Origin of the sequence: Paenibacillus mucilaginosus 3016 (assembly GCF_000250655.1) — a bacterium.
In the GTDB taxonomy this organism is placed as follows: domain Bacteria; phylum Bacillota; class Bacilli; order Paenibacillales; family NBRC-103111; genus Paenibacillus_G; species Paenibacillus_G mucilaginosus.
Genome location: NC_016935.1, coordinates 5119811 through 5135627, shown reverse-complemented (window position 1 = coordinate 5135627; position 15817 = coordinate 5119811). Strand labels below are relative to the sequence as shown.

Here is a 15817-nt window from a genome sequence, read left to right as displayed (position 1 = left end):
AGAAAGGGTATGATCGGCAGTGAAGATTGAACGGTTCCCAACCTTGGAGACGAAGCGGCTCCTCCTTCGCCGGATGACAATCGAAGATGCACCGGCGGTGCTCCGCTTGTTCTCTGACCCGGAAGTGACCAAGGATATGGGCATGGAGCCCTTCACAAGCATCGAACAAGCCGAAGGGCTGATCGGGTTCATGAACGGCCTCTTCGATGACCATAAAGCGCTGCGCTGGGCTGTGATCCGCAAGGAAGACGGGGTGCTGATCGGGACCTGCGGCTTTAATGGCTGGGAAGTGAGCCGGGGATCCCGGGCGGAGATCGGATATGACCTGGGCAGGGAGCATTGGCGCCAAGGGTACATGACGGAAGTGCTGAAGGAGGTTCTCTCCTATGGCTTCGGCACCCTGGGTCTGAACCGGATCGAAGCCTACACGAACCTGGATGCCCTTCCGTCCATGAAGCTGCTCGAGAGGCTGGGATTCACCGAGGAAGGAATCCTTCGGGGGTATGCCTTATCCCACGGGGAGTATGTGGACAACCGCTGTTATTCGATCCTGCGCAGCGAGTGGGAGCCGCAGAAGAAGTAAGGTGCAGGACATGACGCTTGCTTCCCGGACAAATACATAAGGAAGTCCCCTTGGGATACCGCTCTGCGCGGTATCCTTTTTCCGTTCTCTCCAGTCTCGGATACTCGCTCGGAAGGCCGCAGCGGTGGGCTTTTTACGGCTTTTGTCGTATACTGAATGGGATATGAAACGATCGTTAGATCTTCTTAAGGGAGGAGCAGCCTCATGATCAAGACACGGATTCCGCCCCTCTCTCTATGCCTTACCTTGCTGCTGACCTCCTGCAGCGCGTGGGCCCCCTCCGGGCAGGAGGGACCGGAAGCGGCGGACGTCATCGAACTGACATTCTGGGACGAGAATCCCGGAGAGAGCCGAACGCCTTACTACGAGGAGCTGTTCCGCCGGTTCGAGGCGGCGCACCCGGGCATCCGGGTGAACTATGTCGGGGTGCCCGTCAGCTTCAACAAGCAGCAGTACGACGTCGCTATCGCCGCGAATACGATGCCGGATCTGGCGGCCGTGAATGCGGAATGGATCGCGGACTTTGCAGCCAAGGACGCGCTTCTTCCGCTGGACGATTATTATGCCGCATGGCCCGGCCGGGAGGAGATCCCGCAGCCGTTCATTGACTATAACCGGGGGCTCGTGCCGGACGAAAAATTGTATCAGCTGCCGAACACCTTATATTTTGATGTGCTGTGGTACCGGGCCGACTGGTTCCGGGAAGCGGTCGTCGGCGCACCGGAGAGCTGGGACGGGTTCTTCGAGCGGGTCCGGCAGCTGAACCGTCCGGAGCTCGGACAGTACGGCTACAGCCTGCGAGGGGGAGCCGGCAGCATCACCCAGCTGACGTCCATGCTGTACGCTTACTCCGGGCAGTCCGCATACTTCCGCGAGGACGGCACCTGCACGATTAACGATCCGCGTCATCTGGAATTCTTGAAGCGATATATCGGGCTCTACGGCCAATATACAAAGAACAGCGACATCCTGAACGGGTACAAGGAGATGGTCTCCGCCTTCGATTCGGGAACAGCCGCCCTGATCTCCCACAACTTCGGGTCCTATCATGATCACATGGCCTCGCTCGGCGGTGACCGCGTAGGGGCGGCCCTGCTGCCGAGGGCCAAGGACGGCAGCCGGGTGATGGTGACGGTGGCGAACGGCTACAGCATCTTCCGGTCGGCCAAGCACCCGGATGCGGCCTGGAACCTCCTTCAGTTCCTGATGTCGGAGGAGAGCCAGACCTATTGGAATGCCCATGTGGGGCAGATCCCGACGAACCGGCGCTCGCTGGAGAGCGGGGCGTTCAGGGAGCCGGCGCTGATCCGCGAGGCGCTGGCGGCGCTCGAGGACCCGAAGACCGTCCGGCTGCACATGCCCTACGATCTGCCGAACTATGCCAAGGCCGTCAAGCAGCAGATCGAGCCGAATTTCCAGAAGGTCCTCACAGGGGAGCTGGCGCCGGAGCTGTTCCTGGACGACTGGGGCGGCCCTCATGGAGCGGACCTATGCCCAATATCATCATGAAGAATAGGGCGCTCACGCGGGCTGCCCGGCGCCAGATAGGAGGGCTGCGCTATGTTCAAACGGCCTAGAAGAACCCTGAAGTCGGCCTTCCTGACCTTCCTGATTCCGATCATCGTCGTGTTCGTCACGGTGACCGGCACCGTCTCCTATCTGCTGGCGGCCCGGCAGCTCGAGGCCAATGCCGAAACGAGCATGAACGATACCCTCGTTCAGACCAGAGACTCCCTGAACGAGAAGCTGGCCGCCGTCCTGGGGGATGTCACGGCGCTCGGCAGCAACAGCGAGCTGCAGATGCTCATCCGCCGGGCCGACCAGCCCGGGTTCAAGCTGCAGCCCCGCGACTATCTGACGCTGGCCGGCTCCCTGGATAAGCTCTATACGGATCACTACGCGATCATCGAATCCGTCTATTTGTACTATAACCAGGGCAGGCTCTCCTACTACCGCAAGGACCGGCTGCAGACGGAACGGATTCCGGAGCCGGGCCGCTTCTTCGAGCTGCCCTATACGGTCGCTTCCCGGATCTATTGGTTCAATCTGACGAAGAACGAGTGGGACCCGGCGGGCGGGCGGACGGCCGGCTTGTACCAATGGATCGAGGGCAGGGATGAAGCCCGGGGCGGTCTGATCGTGATCCGTCTGAAGGAAGCGCTCTTCGAAGCGCCGCTCACGGCTCCCGAGATTTCCCCGAACGGGTACCTCGTTCTTGCAAGTACGGATGGGCTGGCCGGATTCAAGACCGTGGAGAGCAGGTATGCCGCCGGGGAAGAGGAGCTGAGGCGGAAGCTGCTGGAAGCGCCGGGCGCGAAGGGGCGGTTCGTGCTCCGCAGCGAAGCGGGACAGGCGCTGACCGTCGTCTACGATACGCTGGCAATCAACAAGTGGAGGCTGGCGGCGGTGTATCCGGAAGAGGAGCTCTACAGCCGGATCCAATACATCCAGACGATCACGCTCTCGGTCGTGATCGCGGTTATCGTGCTCGCCGTCCTGAGTACGGGCTGGCTGACGAACCGGATCACCCGGCCCCTGTCCGGACTGACGCGCAGGGTGCATACGATCCGGGAGGGCCGGCTGGAGGTCGAACTGCCCGATCACCCCGGCGATGCCGAGGAGATCCGTATTCTGAACCGGGGCATCCGCGATATGCTCGGCCGGATCCGGGAGCTGCTCGGGCAGGTCGAATACGAGCAGGAGCAGAAGCGGCTGCATGAGCTGTCCGTCCTGCAGTCGCAGATCCAGCCGCATTTTCTGTACAACACGCTCTATTCCATCAAAAGCCTGTGCGATCTGGGAGAGACGAAGGACGCGTCGAAGATGCTCGCTGCCTTGTCGAGCTACTACCGGATCAGCATCAGCAAGGGGAGCCCGGTCATTGCGGTGTCGGCCGAGCTGGAACACATCGGGCAGTATCTCTATATCCAGCAGATGCGCTACGGGGATACGTTCCACTATGAAACCCGGGTCGAAGAGGCGATGCTGAACTGCCGGATCGTCAAGCTGACGCTGCAGCCGCTCGTCGAGAATGCCATCTACCATGGGGTCAAAAAGGTGCGGCGGACCGGTCGGATCGAAGTAAGGGGCTGGATCGAAGAGGGCGTCTGCCTGCTGCAGGTGAAGGACAACGGCTTCGGGATGGAGCCGGAGCGGCTCCGGCTGCTGCAGATGGCCCTGGCGGAAGAAAACGGGGAATCTACGCCCGGCATCGGCTACGGGGTGAGGAACGTGCACCGCCGGCTGCAGCTGCACTATGGCAGAGACTACGGCCTGACCTACGAGAGCGGGCCGGGTGAAGGAACTACCGTCACGGTCAGGTTTCCCTATATGGAGCATGCATAATGCTAAGAGGAAGGAGGAAAAGCAGATGCGGACATTGATCATTGCGGACGACGACCGGATTATTCTGCGGGGCTTGTCGGAGACGATCCCTTGGGAAGCCGGCGGCTTCCGGCTCGCCGCATCGGAGACGAACGGGGAAGACGCCTGGGAGGCGGTCGTACGGGAGCGGCCCCAGGTCGTGCTCACCGATATCCGCATGCCTTTCATGGACGGGCTGGAGCTGACGGAGAAGATCAAGGAGCATTATCCCGACACGAAGATCATCATGATGACGAGCTACGACGAATTCGAATTCGCCCAGAAGGCGCTGAAGCTCAAAGTATTCGACTTCGTTCTGAAGCCGCTCGACGAAGCGAAGCTGTTCGACACCGTGAAGCGGGCTGCCGAGGAGTGGGAGCATGAGCACGCCACGGCCAAAAAGGTGATCGAGGGCATCCCGCTGCTCAAGCAGCGGTTCTGTGAGAACCTGCTCACCGGCAAATTCACGGAGGAGGAGATCCGGCATGAGCTTGACTTCCTGGACATTCCGCTGCAGGCCGGGCACTATGCCGTCATCCTGCTGCTCGCCGACCACTACTACGACGCCTCGCCGCGGAACCGCTACGGGCAGGAACTGCTGAAGTACTGCATACACAATGTGGCGGACGAGGTCGTCCGGCTGGAGTGCGGTCCTGAGCCCCGGCCTGGAGAGCCGACAGGGCTTGTCTTCAGTGCGCTGAAGGACGAGATCGTTGTGATCTACGGGGCGGAGGAGGACGAGACGGCTCTGGAGCTGCAGGCGCTGACGTTAGCCGAGACGATCCGGGCGAATGTGGAAACGTACCTCAAAACCACGGTCACCGCCGGCGTCGGCTCCGTCGTGGAGAAGCTGGATCGGGTCCGGGATTCCTATCACAGCGCCAAGGCGGCCACGGAGCTGCGGCATATGACAGGGAAGAATCAGGTGTTCCTGTACCGCGACGACCTCATCAAGCCGAAGGCCGATGGCTATAATGCCGTCGGCTCCGACTGGGCCCCCCGGCTGACGATGAAGATCAAATCCGGGCTGGAGCAGGAGGCGGGGGCGATACTGGACGGGCTAGAGGAAGAGTTCCTCTCCCGCAGACCCGTGGATCTGGTCCGGATGCATATGCTCGGCATGGAGATTGTCTTCTCGCTGGTCCATGCATTCCAGGACTGGCACGAACCACCGTATGCGAAGGGAACCGTGGAAGGCCTGTTCGAGGAGATTCACCACTACCGGACCGCCAGGGACATGTTCGAGCGCATCCGCGACTTCATGAACGACTTGTCCGCTGCGGTGAAGGAGAGGCGTCTGCGCCAGCACAAGAGCCTGGCCGACCAGGCGGCCGCTTTCATCCGGGAGCATTACATGAAGGAAGGCCTGTCCCTGCAGGATGTGGCGGACCATGTGCATGTCAGCACGACCTACCTCAGTGCCATCTTCAAGAAGGAGACCGGCATCAACTTCAGCGACTTTCTCCTCGAGACCCGCATGAACGCCGCCATGGATTGGCTCAGGAAGGAAGAGCTGAAGACCTACGAGGTGGCGGAGCGGGTAGGATATGCGAATCCGCAGTATTTCAGCGTCATCTTCAAAAAATTCACCGGCGTGACCCCATCGGAATTCCGGCACACGAGGTAAGCTCCGGCGGGCAATGGATACGAAACAAAGGCTGTTCCCCCTCGCAGAGAGGGAGAACAGCCTTTTTGGGAATATCCGAAAGTACAGCTCGCTGGGTTTAGCTCCGCGAGGCAAGCTCCTCGACAATCTCGGCATGCTTCTTGTCCGTAAGCTTGTACATAAGGCCGAGCACGAGGATGGCGATGGACAGGGCGACCGCCGGATAGAGCAGCAGCAGCCCCTTGATGCCGAGCAGTGTGCCTGCTTTCTGGGCGGCGTTCGGGACGTACCCGATCAGGCCGAGGCCGATGCCCGAGAGGAAGCCCGACAGCGACTGGGCGAGCTTACGCGAGAAGTTGAACAGCGCGTACGTGGTGCCTTCCTTGCGTTCGCCCGACTTCCACTCCCCGTAATCGATGATGTCGGAGACGAGTGCCCAGGTGATCCCGTTCGGAATGGAGATCCCGATGAAGGCGATGCTGGCCAGGATCGTGAAGATGTACACGTTCGACGGAACGAAGAAGTTCACGGTATCCGCCAGGATGCTCACCGCCAGACCGAAGATGGCGGCCTGCTTTTTGCCGAACCGCTTCACGAGCCGGGGCAGGGCCAGTACGCCGATGAACGACGAGCCGATGATAATGAAGTTCATGTACGCCATGAGCTTCACATTGCCGAGGTTGTACTGAGCGAAATAGATGAGCATAGCCGACTTCAGGTTGTAGGCCGAGATGGTGAAGATCGTCATCAGGACAAGCACCAGCAGCGGTTTGTTCGCAACGAAGGTCTTGACCACGGACTTCACCGTCAGCTTCTCCTTGGGCGCACCGGTGACGACAATGCGTTCCTTGCAGTTGCGGTACGTGAACCAGAACGAGAGCACGCCGACCAGCGACATCACCGCCATCACGACGGGATAGCCGATTTTCTCGTTGGAGAACAGGAGAATGAGCGGCATGACGAGCACGCTGGTGAAGAACAGTGCGCCGAGCGATCCTGCCTGGCGGTAGGAGGCGAGAGACGTCCGGTCGCCGGCATCCTGGGTCATCGCTGCGCCGAGCGAGCCGTACGGAATGTTCACGAAAGAGTAGCCGACACCCCAGATCATGTAGGATACATACGCGTAGATCAGCTTGGTGGTCGGCGAGGCATCCGGCGAGAGGAACGTCAGCACGGTCAGCACCGCCAGCACGAGGCTGCCCCAGATGAGGAAGGGCCTGAATTTGCCGCCCGGCCCGATGTTCTTGCGGTAGTCGATGGCCGACCCTACGATCGGGTCGCACACCGCGGCGAACAGCTTGCTCGCGAGGAAGATGCCGCCCGCGGACGCAGCGGGGATGCCCGCTACATCGGTAAAAAATTTCAAAAGGTACAGCTGTCCGAGGTCGAACATGAACCCGTTGCCGAAATCGCCGAGGCCGTACGATACTTTCTCCTTCGTGCTCAGCTTCCGGTTCTTGTCCGTCTCGATCACGCCGGCGCCAAGATCGGTCTTCAAGGCTAAACTCATGATCATCACTCCTTCTGTCAGATGCGGCTTGCATAGGGTCTATGCCATTGATTATAAAGAGAGGGGGAGGAAAGCAACATTAAGGATCTTACGAAAAGTGTTTGGGATCTTATGAAGTCTGAAGGCGCGGGAGATTCCGGAAGGACGGGGCTCAGCCCCCTGCAGTACCGTGCAGGGATTGTCGGATGCCCCCCGCCGGCGCCTGATAAGATAGTAGCAGGAGGTGAGATCAGTGGATTCGCTGAGAGGGATGAACGCAGCTATACAGTATATTGAGGACCATCTGACGGAGACCATCGACTTCAAGCGGGTGGGGCAGCTGGCGCAGTGCTCGGAGTATCATTTTACCCGCATGTTCTCGTTCCTCGCGGGAGTTCCCCTGTCGGAATATATCCGGCGAAGACGGCTTACGATGGCGGCCTTCGAGCTTCAGCACAGCGGGATCCGGATCATCGATCTGGCGGTCAAATACGGCTACGGCTCTCCGGATTCGTTCACCCGGGCCTTCCAGTCTCTGCACGGCGTCACGCCGACGGAGGCCCGAAGCCAGGGCGGGGCGCTCAAGGCTTATCCGCGGATGTCCTTCCAGTTAACGGTACAAGGAGGAGATGAAATGAACTATCGGCTGGCCGACAAAGAAGCGTTTCGTATCGTGGGGCTCATGAAGAGGGTTCCTATCGTATTCCAGGGGGTGAATCCGGACATTGCAGCGATGTGGCAGAGCCTGGACGCCGGGACGATCGAACGGCTCAAAGCGCTCTCGAATATGGAGCCCTCCGGCCTGATCAGCGCTTCCGTGAATTTCTCGGAAGGGCGGATGGAGGAGAGGGGGGAGCTCGACCATTATATCGGCGCCGCAACGACGAAGGAATGCCCGGACGGCTTCGCTTCCCTGGAAGTCCCGCCGCTGACTTGGGCTGTGTTCGAGGCGGTCGGCCCCTTTCCAAGTGCGCTTCAGGAGGTCTGGGGGCGCATCTATGCCGAGTGGTTTCCATCGTCGGGCTATGAGATAGCAGTGGGGCCGGAACTGCTGTGGAACGAAGGGAAGGATACGACCGCTCCGAATTACCGAAGCGAGATCTGGATCCCGGTCAAGAAGATAAAGTAGCATCTGGATGTGAATATATTCCAGAACACAAGCCGTTCCCTGCTTCAGGGGAACGGCTTATTGCTCGTGCGGGAAATGCGCGCAGAGGGACGTATGTTCATCCGGGTTGGCAAAATATGACGAAAAATAAAGGTTCTTAGAGGAAAAATATGGTGCTAAGTGCGCAGGACTAGTAGCACTTACTAGAATATTCAAACTATTATTTAATTTCAATATACCATTGGTTAAATGTTAGAAATGGTAACATGCTCATCATTTTTACATCTTGGGAGGTTATCTTTTGAAGAAGAAGCTCAGAATGACCAGCATTCTCTTATCCGCCTGCCTGACGGCGGGACTCCTCTCCACCTCGGCACTCGGCGCCGAAGCCGGCGCCGGCGACCCGATGCCGGATGCGCCGCCGATCGACCTCAACATCGTCGATGAAGAACGGCTGGCCAAAGGCCTGATGAACCGGGGGCTGCTCAGCAAGAATGCCACGCCGGAACAAATCTCCAAAGCGGTCAAATCGTACATAGCGGCCAAGAACAATAAAGCGGCGAAAACCAAATCCAATACCCTGACGGCGGAAGGCCGCCAGCAGGAGGAGATGGACCGCAAGTCGAAGGACTTTATTGCCAAGCAAAAAGAGAAGCTCATGCAGCAGATGGGCAAAGGCCATGACAATTATAAAAAAGGTAGTCCGAACGGCCTAAACATTCCGTCCGCTAAGCAAGCGCCTTATCACGGTGCCGTGCGGGAGGATAAAGTGCTCGTGCTGCTCACCGAATTCTCGGACTTCAAACATAACAATATCGTACAGGAACCCGGCTATATGTTTGCGAGCGATTTTAACCGGGAGCATTACCAGAAGCTGATGTTCGGGGATACCGACTTCACCCTGTTCGACGGCTCCAAGATCCAGACGTTCAAGCAGTACTATGAAGAGCAGTCCGGCGGAAGCTACACGGTGGACGGCTATGTATCGGACTGGCTGACGGTGCCCGGCCGTGCGGCCGAATACGGTGACGATAATCCGGCGGGCGGGAACGATAACCAGAACCCGATCGGGCCGCGCGATCTGGTCAAGGATGCGCTGAAGGCGGCGGCGGCCGGCGGAGTCAATCTGGCGGATTACGATACGTTTGACCTGTATGACCTCGACGGCGACGGGAATCAGAACGAGCCTGACGGCCTCGTCGACCACCTGATGATCATTCACGCGGGTACCGGCCAGGAAGCAGGGGGCGGCAAGCTCGGCGACAACGCGATCTGGTCCCACCGCTGGACGCTGAACGGGGTGTATGCGGTTCCCGGCACGTCGGCGAAGGTCGATTACTGGGGCGGCCAGATGGCGGCCTACGACTATACGATTCAGCCGGAAGACGGGGCGGTCGGCGTCTTCGCCCATGAGTTCGGCCATGATCTCGGGCTGCCGGACGAGTATGACACCCAGTACACCGGGCAGGGTGAACCGGTAGCCTCCTGGTCGATCATGAGCGGCGGCAGCTGGAACGGGAAGATCGCCGGTACGGCGCCAAGCTCTTTCTCCCCGCAGAACAAGGAGTTCTTCCAGAAAACGATGGGCGGCAACTGGGTGAACATCACCGAAGTCGATGCGGCGGACATTACGAGGGAAGGGATCTCGGCCCTCATCGACCAGAGCGTCACGAAATCGAAGAATCCCGGCGTCGTGAAGGTGAACCTGCCGGACAAACCGGTGGAGGGCATCAAGCCGGCTTTCGGCAAGCAGTACTACTACAGCACGAAGGGCGACAACCTTCACACCACGCTCTCCACGCCGGAGTTCGATCTGACGGGAGCGAAGACCGCGTCGTTTGATTTCAAAACCCTGTATGAGGTGGAATTCGAGTACGACTACCTGACCGTAACCGCCGTAACCTATGACGGCAAGAGCACGACGCTTGACGTGATCGGCGACGAGGACACGAACGGCGACGCGAAGGCGGAAACCACAAACGGCGCCTGGGTGGACAAGTCGTATGACTTGACTCCGTTCGCAGGCGGCAGGGTGTCGCTCCACTTCGACTATGTGACCGACGGCGGTCTGGCTCTGAACGGCTTCGCGCTGGATAACGCGGCGCTTACGGTGGACGGCCGGGTGGTCTTCTCCGATGACGCCGAGGCAGCCGCAGCCTTCACGCTGGACGGCTTCAAGGTAACGAACGGCATCGAGTACAAGAAGCACTACTACTACCTCGAATGGAGAAATTATGCCGGGGCGGACAAGTCCCTCGCTTACAGCCGCGGCGTGAAGTACAATACCGGTCTTGTCGTATGGTACGCGGATGACAGCTACCTCGACAACTGGGTGGGCATCCACCCGGGCCAAGGCTTCCTCGGGGTTGTCGATTCCCATCCGGAAGCACTGATCTTCAAGAAGGACGGCGCCGACTCCGTGGCCCAGACGACGCGTTACCAAGTGGCGGATGCGGCCTTCTCCATCGACAAGACACCGGCCTGGTACATCAATAACGAGACGCGCGGGGAATACGACTACAAATCCCTGCCCGGCGTGACCGAATTCTCGGACAGCAAGTCCTACATCAACACGCAGATCCCGGATGCCGGACGCCTTGTGCCGAACTTCGGGTTGAAATTCAAGGTCATTGGCGAAGCCAAGGACAACTCGGCCGGACTCATTTGGATTCATAACTAATCCTAGCGCAGTGCAGACGGCGGTCTTTCCCGTGTGAGGGGGAGGCCGCTTTTTTCTTAATGAGTGGATGTATTCAAAACCAAGGAGGAATCTCTTATGAACATCAGACCCTGGCAGGAGTCCGATAAGCCGTTTATCGTTTCCTTAGCCCTGCGTTTTGCGGAAGGGGAGCTCATGGGCTGGCGCGATCCTGCCCTGATGAAAGAAGCGCAGCTTCGCATCGCACAGGAATCGGTGGACCGGCCGGAACCGGGAACCGAAGTGTTCGTGGCGGAAGAGGAGAACGGAAAGCGCTTGGGTTTCCTGGAGGTCAAGCCTCATAAGGATGCCCTGACCGGGATCGAGCAGGGAAGCATTGTGGCTGTTGCGGTTGCCCCGGAAAGCGAAGGCGGGGGAGTCGGCAGGAGACTTCTCTTGAAGGCCGAAGAATGGGCGCGCGAGCAGGGCTTCAAACAAATCGTGCTGAGCGTCTTCGCGGGCAACGAGCGTGCCCTGAACCTGTACAAGCAGCTGAATTATGAGGCCGATGTAGTGAAGATGGTGAAGGAGCTCTAGCCCGGAGCCGGGTGCAGCTCCGGCGTATGGGACAGGCGGAAGGGAACGGCCTGCGGTGCGGCGTCAACGATGCATGAATCACACCAAATTTTTCATAATAAGAGGGTTGATGATTTCATGCGAAGGAGAAGATGGAGGTTGAACAAAACTCGATTACAGCCAATCGGCCTGCTGTGCGTGTCCCTGGCTTTAGCTGTACTGCCGCTTCAGGGACAAGCTGCCGCCCAGGAACAAGTGCGCTTGGAAAGACCGGTACCGGGGCAGTCGAAGATGCAGCTTGCAGCCGCGATGAGAAAGCTGTGGATGGAGCATGTGATCTGGACCCGGAACTACATCGTCAGTGCCGTTGACGGGCTGGCCGATCAGGACCAGGTGCTGGCAAGGCTGCTGAAGAATCAGCAGGACATCGGCGATGCGATCAAACCCTTCTACGGGGAAGCTGCGGGCCATAAGCTGGCAGAACTGCTGCGCGAGCACATTGTCATAGCCGGCAAGATCGTGGGTGCGGCGAAGCAGGGCGATCAGGCTCAGGTGCAGCAGTACAATAAGGAATGGTACCGGAACGCGGACGATATCGCCGAGTTTCTGAGCCGCGCCAATCCGCATTGGCCGAAGAAAGAGGTCCTTGCGATGCTGCACAGGCACCTGGAACTCGTGGCGGACGCACTCAGGGCCCGGCTGCAGAAAGATTGGGAAGCGGATATCCGGGCCTTCGATCAGGGGGAGGAGCATATTCTCATGCTGGCCGATACCCTGTCGCAAGGCATCCAGAAGCAGTTTCCCAAGAAGTTTCGCTGAGCAATGGTCAGCCATCTCGTGCTTCCCCCGGTCCTTCGGACACGCGGGGAAGTTTTTTTATAAGCTGGAGAACCTCCTGGTGAGAGGCCGTTTCGTTTCCGGCGTGCTTTATTTAGAAGCTATCCACTTTTTTGGCTGCTGGTACAAATGAAGCACCATGCCGCTGGGAAAGCAGGTTCAGGCAGATGGCACAGCGGAACACGTACCCAGCACATGCTGCTCTCTCACGGACTATATATAAGAGAGCCGCTTGATAGAGCGGCAATCTGATAGAGGGAGAGGAGCATGTGGAGTGGAACCATCTGCCGAAGAGAAGGGGAAGGATAACCGTGCCGCGAACCTGCTGGCGGATGCGGAAGGGCGCATCGGCATGCCCTGGAGGGTGCTGCTGGGCTGGATGTCCTTCGTCGCCGGTCTGGGACTGGCCGTGGCGGTGGCCCTGACCGCGGCGGGCTACGGCTTCCCGACGCTTGCCCAGCAGGTGATGCTGGCCGCCGTTACGTCGGGCGTCGCGGTCCCGCTGATCTATCTCCTGCGTCGGTATGCCGACCGGCGTCCCTGGAGCGGGCTTGGGCTCACGGCGCTGCCTGCGGGCGTTCCGTATGCCCTGCTCGGGGCGGGGCTGCTCTTTGCCATGACGGCCGCGGCCCTTGCGCTCGGCAGCCTGCTGGGCTGGCTCCGGGTGACCGGCCTGCATCTGCCCGCCGAGACCCTTCTCGTGATCCTGGTCAATGTGCCGATTGCCTTCTTCTATGAAGCTTTCCCGGAGGAGCTTGCTTTCCGCGGGTATATCTACCGGAACCTGAACACTCGGCTGCCGCGATGGCTGGCGCTGGTGCTGCAGGTGGTCCTCTTCGTGCTCGCCCCTGTGGCGCTGCTTGCCATGCTGATCGCTGCAGGACTGGGTTCCTGGGATTCGCTGACCGCCGAGTACATCCTCACGCTGATCTTCTTCGGTACAGCGCTGCAGCTGAGCCGGATCCTCTCCGGCAATCTGTGGATGTGCATCGGGTACCATCTTGCATGGCTGGAGACCGTCCGGTATATCGTCGTCCCCGGGGACGGGGCCATCGTGGAGGTGGAATATCTCTCGACGAACGGCTACCTGCTGATCCATATAGGAACCATTGTACTCAGTGTGATCGCTCTCCTTTGGTGGTCCCTCCGGGGAAAGAAACCGCCGGTGGATTGGAAGGGAACCGAGCCGGATGAGGGCAAGGGGAGCCGGGAGTTCGGCAATAAAGAAGCAAAGAAAGAAGCATAAAAAGAAAGCCGCCGGCCCCAAGCTGGCGGCCTCTCTGTGTTTGACAGGATGGACGAACATCATACCGGAAGTCCATGCAATCCCGGGGCGGCCTCCCGAACCCCAAAGCCCACGACCGGACTAGAAGGGGATAGGCATGTGTTAATCGAATGTATGTAGGAAATCCGGCTCGAAGGAGGGGAATCATCTTGCGTATTATTGTGGCTCCGGATTCGTACAAAGGCAGCCTGGACGCCGTCGCTGTCGCTCGCGCGATGGAGCGGGGAATCCGTACGGTGTTCCAGGACGCCGAAATAGTGAAAGTGCCCATCGCGGACGGTGGCGAAGGCACGCTCGAAGCGCTTGTTGCAGCCACGGGAGGCATGCTTATGCAAGAGAAGGTCACCGGTCCGATGGGAAGACCGGTGAACGCCCGTTGGGGTATACTTGGCGACGGGGCAACAGGTGTGATCGAAATGGCGGAGGCGTCCGGGCTGCCGCTGGTGCCCGCCGGTCAGCGCAATCCGCTAAGGACGACCACCTACGGCACTGGAGAGCTGATCAAGGCGGCACTGGACCGCGGGCTGCGCAAGCTGATCATCGGACTCGGGGGCAGCGCGACCAACGACGGGGGCGCCGGCATGGCACAAGCCTTGGGGGTTAAGCTGCTGGATGATACAGGAGAGGAGCTTCCTCCGGGCGGTGCGGCTTTACGCGGACTTCACCACATTGACCTGTCGCAGCTTGACCCGCGGTTGGCGGATACCCGGATTGATGTCGCTTGCGATGTCAATAATCCGCTGTGCGGTCCCCGCGGCGCTTCCGCAGTCTACGGTCCCCAGAAGGGGGCTGAGCCTGTAATGGTGCAGCGGTTGGATGAAGCGCTGCATGCCTTTGCCGTCAAGGCCCGGGAAGCCACTGGCCGGGATATAGCCGAGCAGCCGGGGGCTGGAGCAGCCGGAGGCCTCGGCGCCGGCCTGCTGTACTTCACGAACGCGAGGCTGATGCCGGGCATCCGGCTTGTGCTGGATGCGGTCGAGTTCGAACGCAGACTGGAGGGTGCGGATTTTGTGCTGACTGGAGAGGGCGCGACCGATGCACAGACCACTAATGGCAAGGCTCCAGTAGGGGTTGCCGCGGCCGCCAGGAGGGCGGGAGTGCCTGCGGTATGTCTGTCCGGCAGTCTGGGACAAGGGGCGGAGGAAGTCCTGAACCATGGGATCGACGGCCTGATGAGTATCGTTCCCGGGCCTATGGATCTCCCGTCCTGCTTGGCCGCAGCGGAGGAACTGGTGGAAGCGGCAAGCGCACGAATGTGTCGATTGATCCGCATCGGCATGCAGCTCTGAGTCAAAGACACGGCAAGGCAGGAAGGCAGGCCCTCAAGGAATCCTATGAATGGCGGACCTCATCAGCCATCTGAAAATGGCGGTTAGAAGCATGGCTCCAAGCGTCACGAACATATAGGCCAGGAAGAGATAGAAGAAATTCATCCACTCGAAGAGCAGGAACAGTCCGGCGAGTGACAGGATCGGTTTGATAACAAAAGCAAAGCACACGCTGGTTGCCGTGAGGAAGAGCAGCTTGGATTTGTGATGATTCACACACCACTGGTACACGAGCATAAAAAACACCGGCACGAGAGAAGCATCAATCATGAGGCTCATCGGTAGAAAGGGGATCGCTTTGTAAGGATAATCCCAAAGTCCGTAGGTCACACCGAAGTTATCCGCATAGAACGTTAATACATGGATGCTGTAGCCGAAAAATCCCATGTGGAATGCCTTGCTGCGGTCCAGCATGAAATAAAGCAGGACCAGGGGGCCGAACAGCAGTACGACGCAGGCCCAGAACTGCCATGTATCGATGTTGGAATAGCGGATCCAATAATCCATGAGTTCGGAGGAATACTGTTTTTTCATCTGTCTCAAGTGCTCGAAGGAGGCTTGTTGATCCGGACTCATACCGACCATCCTTTTCTAGTCTGATGGTTGTAAGTATTCGCCAAATCGGACTTCTGAATTCTAAAGATTTGCCAAGTCTGCCTAGCGGCAGGCGGAGGGGCGCACAGTAAAGAGCCGCAGAGGATGCTTCCTCCGCGGCTCGGTTTGTTTTTTGGCTGAAGGGGACCTGCAGGTCTCACGAATTGGATTGGACGATGTACACGACCAAGGCGAGATAGCCGAGTGCGATGACGGCGATATAAATCCAGGTGAGGCGGGACCAGTTCCCCTTCGTGCGCTGATCGTACTGCGGGTTGCCTTCCCGGTTCTTCTTGGACATGCCGACAAGCAGCGTCGCCACGACGGCGAACAGCATGATGGTAGCGAATAAAATATAGTAGACATACAGCTCCATGATCGATCCCCCGTTACTTTGTTTAGAAGCGGTT

Annotated in this window: 13 protein-coding genes; 10 read left to right on the top strand and 3 right to left on the bottom strand. The window is 59.1% G+C overall.

What is annotated here, in order from left to right; genetic code table 11:
* Positions 1-19 precede the first annotated feature (19 nt).
* The 4 genes from PM3016_RS21245 (at position 20) to PM3016_RS21230 (ending at position 5573) form a co-directional block, all read left to right on the top strand.
* Positions 20-583 carry a GNAT family N-acetyltransferase gene (locus tag PM3016_RS21245; protein WP_013918586.1) on the top strand — a complete coding sequence of 188 codons (564 nt, stop codon included), beginning with the start codon at positions 20-22 and terminating at the stop codon, positions 581-583.
* Between the two features lie 204 nt (positions 584-787).
* Complete coding sequence (locus PM3016_RS21240; RefSeq protein ID WP_014370876.1) at positions 788-2092, top strand: ABC transporter substrate-binding protein; 1305 nt, start codon at positions 788-790, stop codon at positions 2090-2092.
* Between the two features lie 51 nt (positions 2093-2143).
* The gene (locus PM3016_RS21235; protein WP_014370875.1) at positions 2144-3928 is read left to right on the top strand and encodes a sensor histidine kinase; all 1785 of its coding nucleotides are present in this window, start codon (positions 2144-2146) and stop codon (positions 3926-3928) included.
* Positions 3929-3953: 25 nt separating this feature from the next.
* On the top strand, positions 3954-5573 hold the full coding sequence (locus tag PM3016_RS21230; RefSeq protein ID WP_013918583.1) for a response regulator: 1620 nt from the start codon (positions 3954-3956) through the stop codon (positions 5571-5573).
* A gap of 97 nt (positions 5574-5670) precedes the next feature.
* Here PM3016_RS21230 and PM3016_RS21225 read toward each other — a convergent pair whose 3' ends face one another.
* The gene (locus PM3016_RS21225; protein WP_013918582.1) at positions 5671-7062 is read right to left on the bottom strand and encodes an MFS transporter; all 1392 of its coding nucleotides are present in this window, start codon (positions 7060-7062) and stop codon (positions 5671-5673) included.
* Between the two features lie 232 nt (positions 7063-7294).
* Here PM3016_RS21225 and PM3016_RS21220 point away from each other — a divergent pair, with 232 nt between their 5' ends.
* From PM3016_RS21220 to PM3016_RS21195, 6 genes are all read left to right on the top strand, one after another.
* Positions 7295-8170: an AraC family transcriptional regulator gene (locus tag PM3016_RS21220; protein ID WP_013918581.1), complete on the top strand. Its 876-nt coding sequence runs from the start codon at positions 7295-7297 to the stop codon at positions 8168-8170.
* A gap of 298 nt (positions 8171-8468) precedes the next feature.
* Complete coding sequence (locus tag PM3016_RS21215; protein ID WP_238540626.1) at positions 8469-10829, top strand: immune inhibitor A domain-containing protein; 2361 nt, start codon at positions 8469-8471, stop codon at positions 10827-10829.
* A 96-nt stretch (positions 10830-10925) separates the two neighbouring features.
* A complete protein-coding gene (locus tag PM3016_RS21210; RefSeq protein ID WP_014370873.1) occupies positions 10926-11384 on the top strand; it encodes a GNAT family N-acetyltransferase in 459 nt (152 codons plus the stop codon).
* Positions 11385-11522: 138 nt separating this feature from the next.
* The gene (locus tag PM3016_RS21205; RefSeq protein WP_014370872.1) at positions 11523-12182 is read left to right on the top strand and encodes a hypothetical protein; all 660 of its coding nucleotides are present in this window, start codon (positions 11523-11525) and stop codon (positions 12180-12182) included.
* A 292-nt stretch (positions 12183-12474) separates the two neighbouring features.
* Complete coding sequence (locus PM3016_RS21200) at positions 12475-13446, top strand: CPBP family intramembrane glutamic endopeptidase (RefSeq protein WP_014370871.1); 972 nt, start codon at positions 12475-12477, stop codon at positions 13444-13446.
* Positions 13447-13634: 188 nt separating this feature from the next.
* Entirely contained in the window at positions 13635-14774 is a 1140-nt protein-coding gene (locus tag PM3016_RS21195; RefSeq protein ID WP_014370870.1) for a glycerate kinase, read from the top strand.
* Between the two features lie 33 nt (positions 14775-14807).
* Here PM3016_RS21195 and PM3016_RS21190 read toward each other — a convergent pair whose 3' ends face one another.
* Positions 14808-15389, bottom strand: coding sequence for a CBO0543 family protein (locus PM3016_RS21190; protein ID WP_014370869.1), 582 nt, complete (start codon positions 15387-15389; stop codon positions 14808-14810).
* Positions 15390-15564: 175 nt separating this feature from the next.
* Positions 15565-15783 (bottom strand): hypothetical protein, encoded by a 219-nt coding sequence (locus tag PM3016_RS21185; RefSeq protein ID WP_013918569.1) that lies wholly within the window; start codon positions 15781-15783, stop codon positions 15565-15567.
* Positions 15784-15817 lie beyond the last annotated feature (34 nt).

Excerpts from the sequence above, each read along its gene's own strand:
- PM3016_RS21225 (WP_013918582.1), bottom strand. The coding sequence starts at position 7,062 with ATGAGTTTAGCCTTGAAGACCGATCTTGGCGCCGGCGTGATCGAGACG.
- PM3016_RS21230 (WP_013918583.1), top strand. The coding sequence starts at position 3,954 with ATGCGGACATTGATCATTGCGGACGACGACCGGATTATTCTGCGGGGC.
- PM3016_RS21215 (WP_238540626.1), top strand. The coding sequence starts at position 8,469 with ATGACCAGCATTCTCTTATCCGCCTGCCTGACGGCGGGACTCCTCTCC.
- PM3016_RS21240 (WP_014370876.1), top strand. The coding sequence starts at position 788 with ATGATCAAGACACGGATTCCGCCCCTCTCTCTATGCCTTACCTTGCTG.
- PM3016_RS21185 (WP_013918569.1), bottom strand. The coding sequence starts at position 15,783 with ATGGAGCTGTATGTCTACTATATTTTATTCGCTACCATCATGCTGTTC.
- PM3016_RS21235 (WP_014370875.1), top strand. The coding sequence starts at position 2,144 with ATGTTCAAACGGCCTAGAAGAACCCTGAAGTCGGCCTTCCTGACCTTC.
- PM3016_RS21190 (WP_014370869.1), bottom strand. The coding sequence starts at position 15,389 with ATGAGTCCGGATCAACAAGCCTCCTTCGAGCACTTGAGACAGATGAAA.
- PM3016_RS21210 (WP_014370873.1), top strand. The coding sequence starts at position 10,926 with ATGAACATCAGACCCTGGCAGGAGTCCGATAAGCCGTTTATCGTTTCC.